The following is a 17,791-nucleotide window of genomic DNA, read 5'->3' as shown; positions in this document are numbered from 1 at the left end:
CCCATCGTGCCGTCCGTCGACGCCATACCACCGATCACCAGGTCGAACCCGGTCTTCTCCAGCGCCTTCGCCAGGATCGCCGACGTCCCCAGCACGTCCGAACCGTGGATGTCGTCGTCGTTCACGTGAACGGCCTTGTCAGCACCCATCGACAGCGCCTTGCGCAGCGCGTCCTTCGCGTCGTCCGGACCCACCGTCAGCACCGTCACCTCGGCACCGTCGTTCGCCTCGGCGATCCGCAGCGCCTGCTCGACGCCGTACTCGTCCAGCTCCGACAGGAGGCCGTCCACACCCTCCCGGTCGGTGGTGTGGTCGTCCGCGAAACGACGGTCACCCGTCGCGTCCGGCACGTACTTCACACAGACGACGATCCTCAAGCTCATGAGCGGTTTCTCCTGTCACGGGTGCACGGATGCACTGGATCCATGGCCTCAGGTCAGGCCGAGGGTACTGAGTGCCAAGTCCGGCCCGGCCGCGGTCCGCGGCGCCGCAAGCGCCACTTGGACCGGCATGCCGTGTCGGCTCTCTTCGACTGGCGTCAGAGGCTCCACCGAGAGAATACGGCACTCAGTACCCCTGGTAAAGGCACTCAGTACCCTACCCGGTGTCCGGCCGCCAGGCGCGGCGGCCGGAAGCGGACACAAGGTTTCCGCAAGCCCCCGCCAGGTCTCGTCAATGAATCCGCCAGCCCGCCCGGGGAACATCGGCGACGGGCCTCGTCGACGGCCCCGACCTGCGATCAAGGAGGGGGAAGGGAATGACCTTGGTGCACGGGGAACAGGACATCACGACCACCCACGGGACGCACAACACCGACCGAAACACCGACCGGACGAACGGGACGGACGACAGCGCGGGCTGGAGCAACAACGGGCCGTGGGAGACGCTCCGGGACCGCAAGCGGGTGCTGGTCGTCGCCCAGACCGTGGTGTACGCCCAGCGGCTGCACGACTTCTACTCGCTGCTCGCCTCCGACCTGCGGATCCACGTGCAGTTCACGGTGGCTCCGCACATGTTCAACCGGGGCGCGGCGGAGGGCCTGCTCGCCCTCGGCGCCACCGTACTGCCCTGGGAGCAGGCCGTCCGGCGCGAGTTCGACCTCGTCCTGGCGGCCGGCTCGCAGGGCATGGAGCAGCTGCGCGGGCCGGTCGTCCGGCTCCCGCACGGGGCGGGCAACATCAAGCTGGCCCGGCGCAGCGGGCCGGACGGCGAACGGACCGCCATCGGGCTCCGTCCGGACTACCTGTACTGGGAGGGCAGACTCGTCCCGACCTCCTTCGCACTGGCCCACGCGGAGGAACTGGACGAGCTGGGCCGCAGCTGCCCGGAGGCCCTGCCGATCGCCGAGGTGGTCGGGGATCCCTGCTACGACCGGATCGCCGCCGCCCTGCCGCACCGGGAGCGCTACCGGGCGGCGCTGGGGCTCGGGCCGGAGGAGAAGCTCGTCCTGGTCTCCTCCACCTGGGGGGCCGGCTCGCTGTTCACCCGGCTGGACACCGTGCTGCCCCGGCTGACCTCGGAACTTCCCCGGCAGGGCTACCGCGCCGCGCTGCTCGCCCACCCGAACATCGCGGCCGCGCACAGCCCCTGGCAGGTGCGGTCCTGGGCCACGGCCACCGCGCGCGGGGCCGTCTCGGTCGTCCCGCCGGAGGCGGACTGGCGGCCGCTGCTGGTCGCCGCCGACTACGTCATCGGCGACCACGGCTCGGTCACCCTGTACGGAGCGATGACCGGTGTCCCCGTACTGCTGGCGGAGTACCCGCACCACAACGTCAACCCGCGTTCGCCGTCCGCCCAGCTCGCCCGGACGGCGCCCGCGCTCACCCCCGGGCACCCGCTCACCGAGCAGCTCGCCTACGCCGCCGAGCAGTACCGGCCGGAGGACTACGCGGCGATCGCCGCCCGGATCAGCTCCGAACCCGGCCGCTTCGACCGCAACGCCCGTCGGCTGCTCTACCGGGTGCTCGGGCTCGGCCAGCCCGCGCACAGCCCGGAACCGGCGCCGCTGCCGCTGCCCGATCCGCTGGACACGCCCCTGGCGCCGGACTCCCGGCGGGCCGGATGACCGCCGTCCTGCACACCGTGCGGCTCGCGCCGCTCACCGGTCCGCCGTCCGGGGGGCCGTCAGCCGCCCTGTTCGACGCCCGGGTGGTGTCCCCGACCGGTGCCCGCCACGGGCTGCTGGCCGCCGGCCCACCCACCGCGCCCCGCCGCGACCGGCCCGGCCCCGGCTTTGTGGACGAGCACCTGGTGCTCGACCTCACCGAACCGGCCGGCCGGCGCTGGCGGCGGCAGGCCGACGTGCTGCACCTCGGGCTGCTCCCGGCGGCGCATTCCGGGGCTCGGCTCGCCGGGGCGCTCTCCGCGCACCCCGGCTGCGCCGTCGCCACCGCCGAGCACCGCAGCGGAGCGGTGCTGCTGCTCGCCCGGACCGGGGCCCCGCTCCTCCTGCGACCGGGCCGCGGGGCGCACCACCCCGGCGCTCCCGCGCTGCCGCTGGCCCTCGGTTCGCTGGCGCACGCCTGGCTGGCCGCCGGGCGGGCGCTGACCGAACTCGACCGGTCCGACTGGTTCGGCGCGGCCGCCTGCCGCACCGGAGGGGTGACGGGCGGCCGGCTCAGGCGGCCGGGCCGCCGGGACGGGGGGTGACGCCCGGATCGATCCCGTACGCGGCGAGGCGGTCGGCCAGTCTGGCCGCCTCGACCGCGGCACCCACGTCCCGGTACCGGGCCAGGGACTGCTCGAACCGGGCGCGCGCCTCCTCCGGACGGCCGCGCCGCTCCTCGACCTGGCCGGCGAACTCCAGCGTCCGCGCCTCCCAGTGCGCCGAGAGCCCGGCCCGGAAGCCCGCGAGGGCCGACGCCAGACAGCCGTCGGCGAGGTCGTACGCGCCCAGCAGGCCGTGCGCCAGCCCGAGGAAGGCCATCGCGCGGGCCGCCTCGTAGTCGTCCCCGATCGAGGACAGCTCCCGGCCCGCCCGCTCGACGGGCTCCACCGCCTCGGCCGCCCGGTCCGCCAGCAGCAGCACCTCGCCGTACGCCAGCCGGGCCAGCGCCGAACCGCGCAGGTAGTCCTGGGGCTCCCGCAGCTCCACCACCCGGTGCAGGCACTCGGCCGCCTCGGCCAGCCGGCCGGCCATCCGGTGGGTCTGGCTGAGCCCGTACAGCGCGTTCGCCTGGGCCAGTGGGTGGTCCAGCTCCCGGGCGAGGTCCAGGGCCTCGGTGAACCAGCGGGCGGCCTCCTCCCCCTCGCCCGCGTTGCGCAGGCCGTTCCCGCCGGAGGTGAGCATCCGCAGCTCGCCGCTGCGGTCACCGGCCGTCCGGGCGGCCCGCAGACCGATCCGGTGGGCCTCGACCCACAGCCGCGCCGGGCGCAGCCGCAGGAACAACGGCCACATGGCGTCGGCCAGTTGCCAGGCGGCGGCGGGCCGGTCCAGCTCCTCGCACCAGCGCAGCACGTCCGCGAGGCGGTCGCGTTCCTCGTCGAGCCACTGCAGCGCCGGCACCGCGTCCGTGAACTCCCGGGCCGGGTGGAGGGGCCGGGTGAGGTGGTCGCGGGCGAGGGTGCGGTGGCTCGGCGAGACGACCGCCTCGGCGGCCGTGGCCGAGGCCAGGTACCAGTCGACGACCCGGTCCAGCGCGGCCCGGCCGGCCTCGGTGCCGCGGAGCTCCCGGCCGTGCGCCCGGGCGTGCAGGCGCACCAGGTCGTGGAAGCGGAAGCGCTCCGGCCCCCGCTCCTCCAGCAGGTGCACGTCGATCAGACCGTCCAGCAGCCGGTCCGCCGCCGGCAGGTCCACGTCCATCAGGACGGCGGCGTTCTCCAGCGTGAACTCGCCGAAGGGCAGCAGGCCCAGCAGCCCGTAGAGCCGGGCGGCGTCGCGCTCCAGCACGCCGTAGGAGGCGTCCAGCAGGTCCTGCACGGTCTCGCCCTCCGCGTTCAGCGCCGCCAGCCGGTCGGTGCCGCGCCCCAGCATCTCGGCGGTCGCGGCGAGCGACTGGGCCGGCCGCGCGGCGATCCGCGCCGCCGCCAGGCAGATCGCCAGCGGCAGTCCGGCGCAGGCGTCCACCACCTCGGCCGCGGCGTCGCTCTCGTCCGCCACCCGGCGCCCGCCGACCCGCGCGGCGAGGATCTCGGTCGACGCCTCCGCGGCGAGCGGCGCCAGCGGGCGGAACACCGCCCCGTCCATTCCCAGCCCGGTGAGCCGGCGCCGACTGGTCACCACGACCACCGAGCCGTCCGAGCCCGGCAACAGCGGCCGGACCTGCGCCGCCGTCGAGGCGTTGTCCAGCAGCACCGCGATCCGCCGCTCCGCCGCCAGGGAGCGCCACAGCGCGGCGCCCTCCGCCAGGCTGCGGGGCACCGGCGAGATCCCGAACGCCCGCAGGAACGCACCGAGCGCCTCGGCCGGATCGGCGGGCCCGCCCGGGGCGTAGCCGCGCAGATCCGCGTACAACTGGCCGTCCGGGAAGCGCTCGGCCAGCCCGCGCAGCCACTGGGCGGCGAGCGCGGTCTTGCCGACCCCGGCCGGGCCGGTCACCACGACGGTGGCCTCCGGGCCGGCGTCCTCGCTCAGCGACCGGTCCAGCGCGGCGAGATCGGCGTCCCGACCGATCAACCGCCGCGGGGAGGGCGGGAGTTGGCGCGGCGTGGGCAGCGGCCGGGCGTGCAGGTGCAGCCCACCGTTGATCGTGCCGGCCTGCACCACCGAACCGCCGACGCCTCCACCGCCGGTCAGCGAGTTGTGCACGACGCCGAAGGGCGGGTCGGCGTCCGTCACCGGCGACCACCAACCACGGCCGATCCTGTCACTGGCTCCCCCTGCCGTCGACGAATTGCCCGCGCTCTGCTAGCAGATGACTTGTCGTCAAGTCGAGGACATTCCCAAAGGAGCCTCGCCCGAACCCCGTCGTGGTATAGCCGACCGCCCCGAACGCGTGCCATGCTCACCCGCGACACGGCAAGCTGGTAGCCAACCGGCGGGGGACGTCAATGAAGTTCCATCTCCTGGGTTCAGTTGAACTGTCGGTGAACGGAGAGCCATTGGCGCTCCACTCCGACAAACGGCGGCAGCTGCTGGCCGCGCTGGCCCTGGAGGTCGGAAGGCCGCTCTCCCACACCTCGCTCGCATACCGACTGTGGGACGAGGAACCACCACCGAGCGCACTGACCAGCCTGTACAGCCATGTTTCCCACCTCCGGGCGCTGCTGAGACGGGCCGCCCGGACCGGCGGGACGGAAAGCCCCAAGGAAGCGCCGACGATCGACACCCGATCGCACACGTACACCCTGCGGGCCGACCCCCAACTCATCGACTGGTGGCTATATCTGGACCTATCCCAACAAGCCGGCCTGCTCGCCGAGAACGGACAGGACCACCAGGCCAGAACCGTCCTCAGCCGGGCCGAGGAACTCTGGGGCGGCGAACCCCTGGCCGGCCTGCCCGGCACCTGGGCCCGCAACACCCGGGCCACCATGGCCGACCAGCGCTTCGCCACCACGCTGCAGCGCATCGAGATCGACCTGCGGATCGGCCGCCACCACGAACTCATCCCCGAACTCACCGCCCTGCGCGAGGACCGCCCCACCGACGAACGCCTCGCCGGCCACCTGATGACCGCGCTCCACGCGGCCGGCCGCCAGGCCGACGCCCTGGCCGTCTACCCCGCTGTGGTCCGGCTCCTGCGCGCCGACCTCGCCACCGAACCCGGCGAAGCCCTTACCCGGCTCCACCGGCTCATGCTCAACGGCGAACCGCTGCCCGGCACGCCCGGGCGGGTCGAACTCGCCCCGGCCGCCGACCCCGCACCATCCGGTACGCCCGGCCGGCACCGGCTGATCGGCCGGCGGGACGACCTCCGGCGCGTGCTGCCCGGCGCCGGGGCCGACCCCTCCGGCGCCCGGGGAGGCGTCGTCACCGTCTCGGCGATCCTCGGTATGCCCGGAGTCGGCAAGACCACGCTCGCCCTGCACGCCGCCGACCTGATGCGCGAGCACTTCCCCGACGGGTACGTCTACCTCAACCTGCGCGCCCACGTCGGCAACCAGCCGCCGCTGACCCCGGAGGCCGCCGGTGCCCTGCTGCTGAGACGCCTCGGCGTGCCCGCCACGACCATCCCGCTCGACGCCGACGAGGTGTTCGCACTCTGCGCCGAGGCCCTCTCCACCCGGCGCGCCGTCGTCGTCCTCGACGACGCCTCCAACACCGCCCAGATCCGCCCCCTGCTGCCCCCCACGCCGTCCGCCCTGATCATCGTCACCTCCCGCCAACGGCTCGCCGAACTCCCCTGCGCCCGGCCGGTGTTCCTGGACGTCCTGCCGGTGGACGACGCCGTCGCCCTGTTCACCAACGTGGTGGGCCCCGACCGCTCGGCCGACCGGGACCGCGTCGTCGAGATCGTCGACCGCTGCGGCCTCCTCCCGCTCGCCATCGAACTCGCCGCCAGCCGCCTCAAGGCCCGCCCCTCCTGGACCCTCGACCACCTCGCCCAGCGCCTCTCCCGCAAGGGGCGGCTCGCCGAGATCCGCAGCGGCTCGGACAGCATCGCCCGGGCCTTCGAGGTCTCCTACCAGTACCTCCCGGCCGGCCAGCGCTCGGCATTCCGACTGCTCGGCCTCTACCCCGGCCCGGATTTCGGCGTGCACGCGGCGGCGGCGCTGCTCGGACTGGCGATCGACGAAACGGACCGGGTGCTGGAGGCATTGCTGAACTGCCACCTGATTCAGGAGATCGCTCCGGAACGATACCAACTCCATGATCTTCTACGGGAGTTCGCGGCGGCTTTGGGAGTGGAGGGTAAGCAGCGGGAATCGGCGGTCGGCCGGCTGCTCCGCTTCGCCCTGCGCGCGGCTGACCGCGCGGACCGCCTGCTGTATCCACGTAGATCGAGAACCCAGCTCCCGACAGATCACCAATTCGATGACATGGACGATTTGTTGGGAGATATCGAGATCAACTCGCCCGAGGCGTCGAAAGCCTGGCTGGAGGCCGAGCACTCCGCACTGATCGCGCTGACCGCCCACGCCCACCGGGTCGGACTCGCCGAGACCGGCGCCTGGCTCGCCCACGTCCTGGCCGGACACCTGGACGCCGAGGCGTACTGGAGCGAGGCGCAGGACATGCATCGGGCAGCAGCGACGCACTGGCGGTCGCAGGCGAACGATCGGCAGGAGGCGCGGGCGCTGATCGACCTGGGGGCGACGCTGGCGAACGCCTCGCGCTACGAGTCCGCCGCGGAGGCCCTCGAACGCGGGCTGACCCTCGCCCGCGGCGAGAATGATCCGGACGCCGCGGCGAACGCGCTCAGCCTGCTCGGGCGGGTGCGGTGGAGCCAGAGCCGACTCGACGAGTCGCTGGCGATCCAGGAGGAGGCACTGGGGATCCGTCAGGAGATCGACGACCAGTGGAACGTCGCCCGCTGCCTGGCGAACATCGGCATCGTCCACCGCTCGATGGGGAATTACGAACTCGCGCTCCGCACCTACAACCGGGCCCTGCCGATTTCCCGGAAATTCAATGACAGGGTTTTCGAGCTGCGAATCCTGAACAACATCGGCGACCTTCACCTCATCTCCGGAAACGCATCGGAGGCACGCCGCACCTTCGAGCAGATCCTGCGCATCGGGCGCGACCGCATGTCCCAATTCGACCTGTCCGTCGTGCACGTGAATCTGGCGGCCACCCTGAGAATTCCGGAGGAACTCGACTACGCCCTTCGGCTCTACCGATCGGCATTGGAGACCTTCCGGTCGATCGGCAGCGTCCGTTACGAGGCGGACGCCACCAACGGCCTGGGCGCGGCCTACCTGGCCGCGGGGCGGCACGAGGACGCGCACGACCAGTACGCCATGGCGCTCAGCCTGGCGCGATCCGTCGGCACCACCAGGGAGGAAGCAGCCGCTCTCCGGGGCCTGGGCCAGTGCGAGGCAGCCCTCGGACACGCGGACAAAGCCGTCGAACATCTGACTTCCGCCGTCGATCTCGCCGAGTCGGTCGGCATCGCGGATGAGGCGACCCAGGCCCGCGCGGCACTCGCCAAGCTTCGGACCCATCCGGCCTGACTTATCGCATTTTGAGTAAAAACTGAAATAGCGCTAGCATCTGCAGGCACCGGCTTAAGCGGCCGGTGCCTCCTTGTACCTGCAAGTTGCTGGAGTGTGCATGTCGATAGGTCACGGACCCACCATCTGGGATATTCCCATCTGGTGTTAACCGTGTAGGGCGACGGCGGCCTCTCCCGTGTACACGCTGAATGTGAGCGACTCCTGAAGGTACAGCTGCACGGATTCGGCGTCGTGGGAGAGGTAACCCACCGAGACGTCCTGGCCGAGGAAGAGCTCGAAATCGCCCCCTCGGGTGGACAGCAGGAACGCGCCCTCGATCGCGGGGGCCCAGATGATGTCACCGTCCAGCAGCCGGGCCAGGTGGTTGTGGACGGGATAGCCGTGGTCGCTGGTCTCGTTGACGGCGGTGAAGGCCTCGGCCCCCAGCAGGAGCGAGTACGGGCCGCCGACGCCCGCCAGGCGCAGGGCGGTGAGTCCGCGGCTGACCGCCTCGGGGTATTCCCTGACGTCGTCCGGGAGTTGGACCGGCGGGTTGCTGGAACCGGCCCGGATGCCCTCGATCGCGGCGGCCTGGTAGCCCTCGAAGACGGCGCGGTCCTCGGCGCGGGCGAGGGTGCGGGCGGCGTCCTTGACGGGTTGCCAATCGGAGTCGTGGGAGCCGCGCTCGACGTCGTCGACGGCCTCGCGGCTGACGGTGAAGGGAACGCGCAGTTCGACCACCGGGCGGTTGGCGCGGGCATGGGCCTGGACGCCGTCGAGGGGTGGTTCGATGCCGGTGAGGTGGCCGGTGCCGACGGCGGCGAGGGTGGTGCCCTCGGGGCCGGTGAGGTCGACCACCCGGCGGCCGGCGATGTGGAGTTTGAAGGTCTGGCGGGCCTCCTCCTCGATCTCCTCCCAGGCGGCGGCTGAGACGGGGGCGAGTTCGCGGTGCAGGTTGTTCATGGTGCGGATCCTGTTCAGGGGTCGGCTTCAGCGATCGGCTTCAGGAGATCGGCTTTCAGTCAGAAGATCGGCTTTCACGAGGTCGGCTTGAGGCTGCCGATGCCGAGCGAGCCGTCCGAACGGGCCTCGGCGGCGGCGGGGACGGCGGACGCATCGGCAGCCGGCGGCGGGGAGTCGAGGAAGTCGGCGGTCGGGACGTAGAACAGCGAGCCGGTGACGGCGGTGGAGAAGTCGAGCAACCGGTCGGTGGTGCCGGGCGGGTTGCCGATGAACATGTTGCGCAGCATCTCCTCCGTCACCCCGGGGTCGCGCGCGTAGCCGATGAAGTAGGTGCCGAACTCGCCGCCGCCCCCGGCCGATCCGCTGGGGCCGAAGGAGCCGAAGGCCATGTTGTAGCGGACGATCTTCTGTTCCTCGCCGTCCGGGCCGGTGATCACGGTGAGGGCCACGTGCGAGTCGGCGGGTTTGACGTCGTCGTCCAGTTCGATGTCGGTGAGCTTGGTGCGGCCGACCGCGCCCTCCTGCTGTTCGACGCTCAGCGCGTTCCACTTGTCCAGGTCGTGCAGGTACTTCTGGACGATGACGTAGCTGCCGCCGGCGAAGTCCGGATCCTCCGCCCCGACCAGGGTGGCGTCGGCGGCGGCCCGGCCCTCGGGGTTCTCGGTGCCGTCGACGAAGCCGAGCAGGTCCCGGTCGTCGAAGTAGCGGAAGCCGTGCACGGAGTCGACCACGGTGGCCGCCCCGGCGAGGCGGGTGGTGAGCTGGCCGGCCAGCTCGAAGCAGAGGTCCATCCGCTCGGCCCGCAGGTGCAGCAGCAGGTCGCCGGGGGTGGCCGGGGCGCGGTGGCGGGGGCCGGCCAGCTCCTGGAAGGGGTGGAGGCCGGCGGGCCGGGGACCGTCGAAGAGGCGGTCCCAGAGTTCGGAGCCGATGCCGGTGACGCAGGTGAGGGCGCCGTCGGGGGCCCGGAAGCCGACGGACCGGCGCAGTCCGGCGAGGTCGGGCAGGAGGTCGCGGACGGCGTCCTCGCCGCCGGGTTCGACGATGAGGACCAGGAAGATCGCCGCGCCGGTCAGCGGGGAGAGCACGGCTTGCGGTTCGGGCTGCATGGCGGTGTTCCTCCTCAGGAGGCCCGGGTGGCCTCCCACTCGGCGCGGTAGTCGGCGAAGCTCTGCTTCAGGTGGTGGCCGATCGGGCCCGTCGAAGCCGCCGCCGTTGAGCAGCACCACACCGGTCTGCCGGGCGGACGGTTCGGGCTGCTGCTCCGAGGGGGTTGACGGTCCATCAGCTCCTCCTGGAGGTAGCCGCAGACGATCCGCTCGGCGCGCACCGGCATCCGGTCGGGGGCGAGGTGGTTGTCGCCGATGACGGCGCCCGGACGGTCGGCAGGAGATCATCCCGACGATTACACCGCACAGTGGACAAATCGGCACGATCGACGCGCAGCCGGACGGCCCCGACCGAAGGGCCGGGCCGGCGGGGCCGTTCGGGTGAGCGGCCGGGGCCGCCGCAGGCATGCGAAAGGGGCGGGTGCGCTCCTTCGCGCACCCGCCCCTCAGCCGTCCGGTGTCAGACCCGCAGCGCCGCCAGCTGTTCGGCGAACGGGACCACCTGCCCGGGCAGCGCAGCCCTCCCCCGTTCGTCCCGCGCCGCCGGGCCGCGGCCCGCCAGCAGGGCCGCAAGCTCGCCCGCCGCGCGGTCGATCCGGCTCGGCAGACCGTCGGTCAGCGCGTCCCCGGCCGTGCCCCAGTCGTCGGTGGCCGCGTAGACCGCCGTCGGCAGCACCACCGCGCGCAGGTAGCTGAACAGCGGCCGCACGGCGTGCTCCAGGGCGAGCGAGTGCCGGGGCGTGCCGCCGGTGGCGGCGATCAGCACCGGTTTGCCGGTGAGCGCGTCGTGGTCGATCACGTCGAAGAAGGACTTGAACAGGCCGCTGTAGGAGGCGGTGAAGATCGGCGTCACCGCGATCACCGCGTCCGCCTCCGTCACCGTCTCGGCCGCCTCGCGCAGCGCGGCGGCCGGGAAGCCGGTGACGAAGTTGTTGGCGATGTCCACCGCGAGGTCGCGCAGCTCGATCACCGTGACCTCGACCTCCCGCCCCTCCGGGGCCAGCCGGCGCACGGTCGCCTCGGCGAGCCGGTCGGCCAGCAGGCGCGTCGAGGACGGCTTGCTCAGCCCGGCGCTCACCACCGCCAGCTTGAACGCGGTCACTTGGAGACCTCCTCCTTCTCACGGACGTCACGGGCGTCACCGGCGTCACCGGCACCGTCGGCGTCACCGGCACCGTCGGCGTCACGGGCACCGTCGGCAGCACGGGCCGCGACCAGCGCGGCGTGGGTCGGCCCATCCGGCACCTCGGCCGGGCGGCCCTTGGCGAACTCCTCGCGCAGCACCGGCACGACCTCCTCGCCGAGCAGGTCCAGCTGCTCCAGCACGGTCTTCAACGGCAGGCCGGCGTGGTCCATCAGGAACAGCTGGCGCTGGTAGTCGCCGAAGGTCTCGCGGAAACCCAGGGTCTTCTCGATGACCTCCTGCGGGCTGCCCACGGTCAGCGGGGTCTGCTCGGTGAACTCCTCCAGCGACGGCCCGTGCCCGTACACCGGCGCGTTGTCGAAGTACGGACGGAACTCGCGCACCGCGTCCTGGGAGTTCTTCCGCATGAACACCTGCCCGCCGAGGCCGACGATCGCCTGCTCGGGCGTGCCGTGGCCGTAGTGGGCGTAGCGCTCGCGATAGAGGTCGATCAGCTTCTGGAAGTGCTCCTTGGGCCAGAAGATGTTGTTCGCGAAGAAACCGTCGCCGTAGTAGGCGGCCTGCTCGGCGATCTCGGGGCTGCGGATCGAGCCGTGCCAGACGAACGGCGGGACGTCGTCCAGCGGGCGCGGGGTGGAGGTGAAGGACTGCAGCGGGGTGCGGAAGCGGCCCTGCCAGTCCACGACCTCCTCGCGCCACAGCTGGTGCAGCAGCGCGTAGTTCTCGATCGCGAGCGGGATGCCCTGGCGGATGTCCTTGCCGAACCAGGGGTAGACCGGGCCGGTGTTGCCGCGGCCCATCATGAGGTCCACCCGGCCGTCCGCGAGGTGTTGGAGCATCGCGTAGTCCTCGGCGATCTTCACCGGGTCGTTGGTGGTGATCAGCGTGGTCGAGGTGGAGAGGATGAGGCGGTCGGTCTGCGCGGCTATGTAGCCGAGCATGGTCGTCGGCGAGGACGGGACGAACGGCGGGTTGTGGTGCTCGCCGGTCGCGAAGACGTCCAGGCCGACCTCCTCGGCCTTGCGGGCGATGGCCACCATCGCCTTGATCCGCTCGTGCTCGGTCGGGGTGCGGCCGGTGGTCGGGTCGGGGGTGACGTCGCCGACGCTGAAGATTCCGAACTGCATGCTGCTCACCACACTCCAGGAGGCCCCAGGTAGTCCAACTTTCAACCACCTTAGCATCCGGGTGCGGATCGTTATTCCCGCGCTTCCCGCCGACAATGGAAGGCGGGCCAATGGAAGGCGGGGCCCGACAACGGCGGGGCCCTCCGGAAGGACGGCGAACCGATGGCGCCGTACATCGCGGTGAGCGCGCTGAGCCACGAGGGCCTGGTGCGGGAACACAACGAGGACAGCCTCACGGTGGGCCCCTGGACGCTCTGCGCCACCGTGACCACCAACCCGCAGACCCTGCTCTTCCCGCTCGGCCCGCCCTGCGTGGTCGCGGTCGCCGACGGCCTCGGCGGACACCCCGGCGGCGAGGTGGCCAGCGCCCTGGTCGCCCGCAGGCTCGCCGCCGCCGGGGGCGGACTGGACGACGAGGAGACCGTCCGGGAGGAACTGCAGGAGTGCAACCGGGCGGTCTACGCGGCCACCGCCGGGGATCCGGAGCTGGCCGCGATGGGCACCACCGTCGCCGGGCTGGTGCTGCTGCCCGGGCAGGCGGTGGTCTTCAACGTCGGCGACAGCCGGGTCTACCGGGTCACCGAGGACGGGCTGCAGCGGGTGAGCGTGGACGACAGCCCGCCGCTGCCGCCGGGCCGGCGCACCACCTCGGTGGTCACCCAGACCCTGGGCGGCTCGCTCGGCCTCACCTTCGTGGAGCCGCACGTGCGGGTCGCGCCGCTGGCCGCCGGCGACCGCTACCTGGTGTGCAGCGACGGCCTGACCGACCCGGTGACCGAGGAGGAGCTGGCCGGACTGCTCGCCCGGTCGTACGACACGTCCGAGCGGGCCGACGGGAAGGCCGCCTTCGAGCTGTGGAGGGCGGCGATCGAGGCGGGCGGGCCGGACAACATCACCCTGGCGCTGGTGCGGATCGGCGAATGACGCGGCACGGCCGGGCTCCGTCGGCGGGTTCCGATGAGCGTCGGGCCGGGCCGTACGCGATTCGCGCGGGAAACGCGCGGAGGCCGTGGTGACGATCGGCCACCACGGCCTCCGGGCAAGCGAGTTGGGCCTCGGGCGTCGGCGTCGGGCTACTTGCGCAGCAGCAGGATCACCCCGGCCGTCGCCAGGCCGACCAGCACGGCAGCCACACCGTACGCCAGGCGGTGCGCCTTCAGCACCGGCAGGAAGCGGTCCACCGCGTAGCGGCCGGGGCCGGTCAGCGCGAGGGCGGCGGCGCCCGCCGTCAGCAGCAGCTCGTACTCGTTGCCCTTGGGGGCGAAGAAGCCGCCGCCCCAGGTGACGGCGATCGCGTTGACCATCGTGCCGACGACGGCGGCACCCGCCAGCGGGGTCAACAGGCCGACGGCGAGGCCGAGTCCACCCAGCAGCTCGGTGAGGCCGGCGACCACGGCCATGGCGTTGCCCGCCGGGTAGCCGCTCATGGTGAAGAAGTGACCGGTGCCGTCGATCCCGCCGCCCCCGAACCAGCCGAACAGCTTCTGGCTGCCGTGCGCGGCCATGGTCAGGCCGAGCACCAGGCGCAGGAGCAGGAGTCCGGCGTCATAGGCGTGCGGGGAGGTGGCCGCGGGCCCGGAGCTGTTCCGGGCGGGGCTGGTGGAACTGGTGGCGGCGGTCGTGCTCGGGCTGCTGCTCGGCATGCGCGTCTCCATCGATCGGGGTCGGTCGTAGGGGTGTGTGTGGTGGTGCGGCCGGGCAGGGTGTGGTGCGCCGCGCCTGTTGTTCAAATTTGAACCGGCCACTCCTCGACCGTACCGTGGAGTTCGAATTTGAACAACTGACGGTCCGTGGGCGACTCGCGCACCCCGCCTGGACCGGGGCAGGGTGGAGACATGGCTCAACGCAGGCAACACCAGCGGGCCACCCGGCCCGGCACGCCGTACCCCGAGGCCCTCGCCGCCTTCGACGAGCGGGTCCGTCTGGTCACGCCCGGCCGATGGGAATCCCCCACCCCGTGCGCCGGCTGGTCCGTCCGCGACCTGGTCAACCACCTCACCGGCGAGCAGCTCTGGGTGCCCGAACTGCTGATGGGCGCCACCATCGCCGAGGTCGGCGGCCGGTTCGACGGCGACGTGCTCGGCGATGACCCGGTCGCCGCCTGGGCGGCCGCCGCCGAGGCCGCCCGGCAGGCCTGGGAGGTACCCGGCGCCACCGAGCTCACCGTCCACCTCTCCTTCGGCGACGTCTCCGGGCAGCACTACCTGGACCAGCTCACCACCGACCTGGTCATCCACACCTGGGACCTCGCCGAGGGCATCGGAACGCACACCCGGCTCCCGGGCGAACTGGTGGACTTCGCACTCGGCGAGTTCGCCGGCTACGGCGACCTCTCCGCCAGCGGGCTGTTCGACCCGCCGCTGCCGGTACCCGAGGACGCGGGCCCGCAGACCCGGCTGCTGGCCCTCACCGGGCGGCGGGACGGCGGCTGAGGCCAAGGTGCCGCGGCGCCGGATACTGGACAGTACGGGGGGCAGTCCCGATCCCGGACGAGAGGCGGTCGCGCCATGAGCAGCAGGCCGGACATCCTCGGCGAGTTCACCGCCGACCACAAGGCGCTCACCGAACTGCTCGACCGGGCCGAGACCGCACCGGCGGGCTCCGCCGAGCGCGCCGAGCTGGTGGCCCGGCTGACCGACCTGCTGTTCACCCACTGCGCCGCCGAGGAGGAACACCTCTTCCCGGTCGTCCAGCACGACGTGCCCGAGGGCGGAGCGCTGGTCTTCAGCAGCATCCACGACCACCTGGCGATCGGGCAGTACCTCTCCGACCTGCAAGGGATCGGCCCGGCCGACCCGGCCTTCGACACCCTGCTGCGCGGCCTCGCCGACACCGTCCGGCGGCACCTGACCGGCGAGGAGAAGGTGCTCTTCCCGGCCGCCCGCAAGGCCCTGCCCGCGGCGGCCCGCGCGGCGCTCGGCGAACGGCTGCGGGCGGAGCGGGAGGAACTCGGCGGCCCGGAATGATCCGGGTCTCCGGCCAGCCCTTGGGACGGCTTTCGGAGCGGCTCAGCCCTGGGGGCTGATCACCGCGAACCGCGCGCCCTCCCGGTCCCGCAGCCGGGCCACCCGCCCGTACGGGGTGTCGAAGGCCGGGCCGATCACCGAACCGCCCAGCTCCACGGCCAGGGCCAGCGCCCGGTCGGTGTCCTGGACGGCGAAGGAGATCTCCCAGTGCGGCGGCATGCCCGCCGGGCCGCCCGCCTGCTCCTTGGCCAGCGCCGCGACACTGTGCCCCTCCGCGCGCAGCACCACCCGGTCGTGCTCCCAGCGGACCTCGAAGCGCTCCGGGTCCCGGCCGTCCCAGCGGAACACCTCGCCGTAGAACAGCGCCGCCGCGAACGGGTCCGGGGTGCGCAGCTCGATCCAGACCGGTGCGCCCGGCAGGTCCAGCTTCCGGGCCCGGCCCAGCGGGCCCTCCCAGATGCCGAACACCGCCCCGACCGGGTCCGCCGCGAAGGCCACCCGCCCGGCGTCGAAGGCCAGCGGGCCGACCGCCAGGGTCGCGCCGCGCTCGCGCACCGCGTCGGCGACGGCGTCGGCGCTCTCCGTCCCGAAGTAGCTGGTCCAGGCGAGCGGCACCGCCCCGACGCCCGCGACCCCCAGCCCGGCCACCGCCTCCCCGCCGGTCACCGCGTGCACGTACGGGCCGAAGCGCTCCGGCCCGGGCTCGAACTCCCAACCGAGCAGCGGGCCGTAGAACCCCTTGGCGCCCTCCAGATCCCGGGCCATCAGGCTCACCCAGCACGGAACGGCCGCCACACAGCGCACCTTGGCGGTCGACTCCTCGCTGCCCATCGCGAACCTCCTCGCCCACCCGGCCGCCGGGCCCCTCCCGACTCCCACGACCCACCGGCCGCCCGGGACGCCCAGCCTAGGCCGACGGGGCTACCCGCCCCGGGAAGACATGGCCGGGCTCAGCGCACCCAGTTCTTGAGCGGCTCGGTGTCCAGGGAGATGCCGACCGGGTCGGGGAGGTGGACGGTCTTGCCGAACGGGAGGATCTGAACGCTCTCGTACCGGATGCCGTCGGGCTGGCTGTGGACGATCACCTCGGCGGAGTCCCGGTCGATCAGCAGGTAGACGGGGATACCGGTCTCGGCGTAGGCGCGGGGCTTCTCGACCCGGGCACGGTGGTCGGCTTCGACCTCGGCATCGGTGACTTCGACCACCATCAGCACCGCCTCGGCATCCACCCACGCCCCCGCGCCGGCGAAGGCCCCGGAAGGCGCCAAGATGCCGTCCGGGTGCGCACGCCCCTCCAAGGAGCGCTGCACCTTCAGGCCGTGGTGGTGCAGGAACAGCTCCGGCCGCACGTGGAGGCACCTGCGCACCAGCCACTCGACCACACAGCCGTGATTGCCGTCCGGTCGCGGCTTGACCGCCAGCCGCCCGTTGAGGAACTCCAACCGAATGCCTTCGACGTCCCGAAATGCGAGCCGCGCGAGCTCCTCGAACTCCTCGGGCAGCATCTGCGCACGGCGTCCGGAGATCGCGGTCACAGGTTCCCCCTTCGCCAGAACACCCCTAGGGGAACGAACGCAGCGGCAGATGGTCACGCACATGTGATGCAGGTCACATCATGCGCGGAAATTACGGGGACGGATTCCCCGTTTCCGAGTACGTTGGCAGAATCGGGGAGAACTTCCCCGGTATCCTGGAGGAGCAGTAGCCATGACCACCGTCGCCGCCGAGTCGGCCCGTTCCACGGGGAGTGTGCGTACGCCGAAGCTGCGTGCGGACGCGAGCCGGAACCGGGAGCGGATCGTGCTGGCGGCCCGGGACGCGTTCGTCGAGCACGGTGCCGAGGTGCCGCTGGACGAGATCGCGAAGCGGGCGGGGGTCGGCAATGCCACGCTGTACCGGAACTTCCCGGACCGCACGGCGCTGATCCAGGAGGTGGCACTGCTTGTCAAGAACCGCATCCTGGCCCTCGCCGAGACGGCGACGGCCGAGGCGGATGCGGGCGAGGGCGGCGGTCCGTTCGAGGCTCTGCAGCGGTTCGTGCACGCGACCGTGGCGGAGAAGGTCGGGGGGCTCTGTGCCGTCTTCACCAGCACCGTCGATCCGGACGACCCGGAGTTGACCGAGACGCGGGAGCGCCTGCGGTCCGCCGTGAGCGGACTGATGGAGCGCGCCCGGGCCACCGGCGAACTCCGGCCGGACGTCCACCACGGGGACCTGTTCGTCGCGATGAGCCAGCTGACCCGGCCGCTGCCGGGCACCTCCTGCCAGTTGCTCGACGAGTTCGTCCACCGCCACCTGCAGCTGTTCATGGACGGCCTGCGCGCACCGGCCCGCTCGGTGCTGCCCGGCCGCGCCGCGACCTTCGAGGACTTCCGTTCCCGGGCCTGACCGACCACCTGGACCCGACACCACTGATCCGACCCACCAGCCCCGAGCTTCCGCGCC

At 72.5% G+C, this 17,791-nt stretch carries 17 protein-coding genes; 7 read left to right on the top strand and 10 right to left on the bottom strand.

The features are described from left to right. Positions 1-383: electron transfer flavoprotein subunit beta/FixA family protein (locus tag ACIG5E_RS07835; RefSeq protein WP_396532269.1), on the bottom strand; the 383-nt coding region annotated here is incomplete at its 3' end. Positions 384-757: 374 nt separating this feature from the next. Between ACIG5E_RS07835 and ACIG5E_RS07830 the strand changes: the two genes are divergently transcribed. Together ACIG5E_RS07830 and ACIG5E_RS07825 are read left to right on the top strand one after the other, a co-directional pair. Then, a complete protein-coding gene (locus ACIG5E_RS07830) occupies positions 758-2,065 on the top strand; it encodes a hypothetical protein (RefSeq protein WP_396532268.1) in 1,308 nt (435 codons plus the stop codon). Further along, on the top strand, positions 2,062-2,649 hold the full coding sequence (locus ACIG5E_RS07825; RefSeq protein WP_396532267.1) for a hypothetical protein: 588 nt from the start codon (positions 2,062-2,064) through the stop codon (positions 2,647-2,649). Before ACIG5E_RS07830 ends, ACIG5E_RS07825 begins: the two co-directional genes overlap by 4 nt. On the opposite strand, the gene ACIG5E_RS07820 is transcribed toward ACIG5E_RS07825, so the two are convergent. Then, positions 2,618-4,777 (bottom strand): ATP-binding protein, encoded by a 2,160-nt coding sequence (locus tag ACIG5E_RS07820; protein WP_396532266.1) that lies wholly within the window; start codon positions 4,775-4,777, stop codon positions 2,618-2,620. The two genes, ACIG5E_RS07825 and ACIG5E_RS07820, sit on opposite strands and share 32 nt — an antisense overlap. Before the next feature lie 263 nt (positions 4,778-5,040). Between ACIG5E_RS07820 and ACIG5E_RS07815 the strand changes: the two genes are divergently transcribed. Further along, positions 5,041-8,058: a tetratricopeptide repeat protein gene (locus ACIG5E_RS07815; RefSeq protein ID WP_396532264.1), complete on the top strand. Its 3,018-nt coding sequence runs from the start codon at positions 5,041-5,043 to the stop codon at positions 8,056-8,058. Positions 8,059-8,205: 147 nt separating this feature from the next. Here the strand turns inward: ACIG5E_RS07815 and ACIG5E_RS07810 are convergent, their stop codons facing one another. The 5 genes from ACIG5E_RS07810 to ACIG5E_RS07790 form a co-directional block, all read right to left on the bottom strand. Next, the gene (locus ACIG5E_RS07810; protein WP_396532263.1) at positions 8,206-9,003 is read right to left on the bottom strand and encodes a family 1 encapsulin nanocompartment shell protein; all 798 of its coding nucleotides are present in this window, start codon (positions 9,001-9,003) and stop codon (positions 8,206-8,208) included. A gap of 74 nt (positions 9,004-9,077) precedes the next feature. Further along, on the bottom strand, positions 9,078-10,109 hold the full coding sequence (locus ACIG5E_RS07805) for a Dyp-type peroxidase (protein ID WP_396532262.1): 1,032 nt from the start codon (positions 10,107-10,109) through the stop codon (positions 9,078-9,080). 14 nt (positions 10,110-10,123) lie between these two features. Continuing rightward, positions 10,124-10,336 carry a hypothetical protein gene (locus tag ACIG5E_RS07800; RefSeq protein WP_396532288.1) on the bottom strand — a complete coding sequence of 71 codons (213 nt, stop codon included), beginning with the start codon at positions 10,334-10,336 and terminating at the stop codon, positions 10,124-10,126. A gap of 233 nt (positions 10,337-10,569) precedes the next feature. After that, a complete protein-coding gene (locus tag ACIG5E_RS07795) occupies positions 10,570-11,211 on the bottom strand; it encodes an FMN reductase (protein ID WP_396532261.1) in 642 nt (213 codons plus the stop codon). Beyond that, a complete protein-coding gene (locus tag ACIG5E_RS07790; protein ID WP_396532260.1) occupies positions 11,208-12,380 on the bottom strand; it encodes an LLM class flavin-dependent oxidoreductase in 1,173 nt (390 codons plus the stop codon). The genes ACIG5E_RS07795 and ACIG5E_RS07790 overlap by 4 nt, the downstream gene beginning before the upstream one ends. A gap of 162 nt (positions 12,381-12,542) precedes the next feature. Here ACIG5E_RS07790 and ACIG5E_RS07785 point away from each other — a divergent pair, with 162 nt between their 5' ends. Beyond that, positions 12,543-13,304, top strand: coding sequence for a PP2C family protein-serine/threonine phosphatase (locus tag ACIG5E_RS07785; RefSeq protein WP_396532259.1), 762 nt, complete (start codon positions 12,543-12,545; stop codon positions 13,302-13,304). A gap of 149 nt (positions 13,305-13,453) precedes the next feature. Here ACIG5E_RS07785 and ACIG5E_RS07780 read toward each other — a convergent pair whose 3' ends face one another. Further along, entirely contained in the window at positions 13,454-14,023 is a 570-nt protein-coding gene (locus ACIG5E_RS07780; RefSeq protein WP_396532258.1) for a DoxX family membrane protein, read from the bottom strand. Positions 14,024-14,215: 192 nt separating this feature from the next. On the opposite strand from ACIG5E_RS07780, the gene ACIG5E_RS07775 reads away from it, so the two are divergent. Both ACIG5E_RS07775 and ACIG5E_RS07770 read left to right on the top strand, forming a co-directional pair. Then, entirely contained in the window at positions 14,216-14,812 is a 597-nt protein-coding gene (locus tag ACIG5E_RS07775; RefSeq protein WP_396532257.1) for a TIGR03086 family metal-binding protein, read from the top strand. 75 nt (positions 14,813-14,887) lie between these two features. Continuing rightward, positions 14,888-15,346 carry a hemerythrin domain-containing protein gene (locus ACIG5E_RS07770; RefSeq protein ID WP_396532256.1) on the top strand — a complete coding sequence of 153 codons (459 nt, stop codon included), beginning with the start codon at positions 14,888-14,890 and terminating at the stop codon, positions 15,344-15,346. A gap of 42 nt (positions 15,347-15,388) precedes the next feature. Here ACIG5E_RS07770 and ACIG5E_RS07765 read toward each other — a convergent pair whose 3' ends face one another. Together ACIG5E_RS07765 and ACIG5E_RS07760 are read right to left on the bottom strand one after the other, a co-directional pair. Next, positions 15,389-16,177 carry a VOC family protein gene (locus ACIG5E_RS07765; RefSeq protein WP_396532254.1) on the bottom strand — a complete coding sequence of 263 codons (789 nt, stop codon included), beginning with the start codon at positions 16,175-16,177 and terminating at the stop codon, positions 15,389-15,391. 119 nt (positions 16,178-16,296) lie between these two features. Further along, entirely contained in the window at positions 16,297-16,881 is a 585-nt protein-coding gene (locus tag ACIG5E_RS07760) for a Uma2 family endonuclease (protein ID WP_396532252.1), read from the bottom strand. A 172-nt stretch (positions 16,882-17,053) separates the two neighbouring features. On the opposite strand from ACIG5E_RS07760, the gene ACIG5E_RS07755 reads away from it, so the two are divergent. After that, positions 17,054-17,734, top strand: a complete 681-nt coding sequence (locus tag ACIG5E_RS07755) for a TetR/AcrR family transcriptional regulator (RefSeq protein WP_396532250.1) — start codon at positions 17,054-17,056, stop codon at positions 17,732-17,734. The last annotated feature ends 57 nt before the right edge of the window (positions 17,735-17,791 follow it).

It is taken from the genome of Kitasatospora sp. NPDC053057 (assembly GCF_044546945.1).
GTDB lineage: Bacteria > Actinomycetota > Actinomycetes > Streptomycetales > Streptomycetaceae > Kitasatospora.
This window is presented reverse-complemented; position numbering and strand designations above follow the sequence as displayed.

Coding starts and splice junctions, on each gene's coding strand:
- ACIG5E_RS07830 (WP_396532268.1), top strand. CDS start 758: ATGACCTTGGTGCACGGGGAACAGGACATCACGACCACCCACGGGACG.
- ACIG5E_RS07825 (WP_396532267.1), top strand. CDS start 2,062: ATGACCGCCGTCCTGCACACCGTGCGGCTCGCGCCGCTCACCGGTCCG.
- ACIG5E_RS07810 (WP_396532263.1), bottom strand. CDS start 9,003: ATGAACAACCTGCACCGCGAACTCGCCCCCGTCTCAGCCGCCGCCTGG.
- ACIG5E_RS07805 (WP_396532262.1), bottom strand. CDS start 10,109: ATGCAGCCCGAACCGCAAGCCGTGCTCTCCCCGCTGACCGGCGCGGCG.
- ACIG5E_RS07800 (WP_396532288.1), bottom strand. CDS start 10,336: ATGCCGGTGCGCGCCGAGCGGATCGTCTGCGGCTACCTCCAGGAGGAG.
- ACIG5E_RS07790 (WP_396532260.1), bottom strand. CDS start 12,380: ATGCAGTTCGGAATCTTCAGCGTCGGCGACGTCACCCCCGACCCGACC.
- ACIG5E_RS07785 (WP_396532259.1), top strand. CDS start 12,543: ATGGCGCCGTACATCGCGGTGAGCGCGCTGAGCCACGAGGGCCTGGTG.
- ACIG5E_RS07780 (WP_396532258.1), bottom strand. CDS start 14,023: ATGCCGAGCAGCAGCCCGAGCACGACCGCCGCCACCAGTTCCACCAGC.
- ACIG5E_RS07775 (WP_396532257.1), top strand. CDS start 14,216: ATGGCTCAACGCAGGCAACACCAGCGGGCCACCCGGCCCGGCACGCCG.
- ACIG5E_RS07770 (WP_396532256.1), top strand. CDS start 14,888: ATGAGCAGCAGGCCGGACATCCTCGGCGAGTTCACCGCCGACCACAAG.
- ACIG5E_RS07765 (WP_396532254.1), bottom strand. CDS start 16,177: ATGGGCAGCGAGGAGTCGACCGCCAAGGTGCGCTGTGTGGCGGCCGTT.
- ACIG5E_RS07755 (WP_396532250.1), top strand. CDS start 17,054: ATGACCACCGTCGCCGCCGAGTCGGCCCGTTCCACGGGGAGTGTGCGT.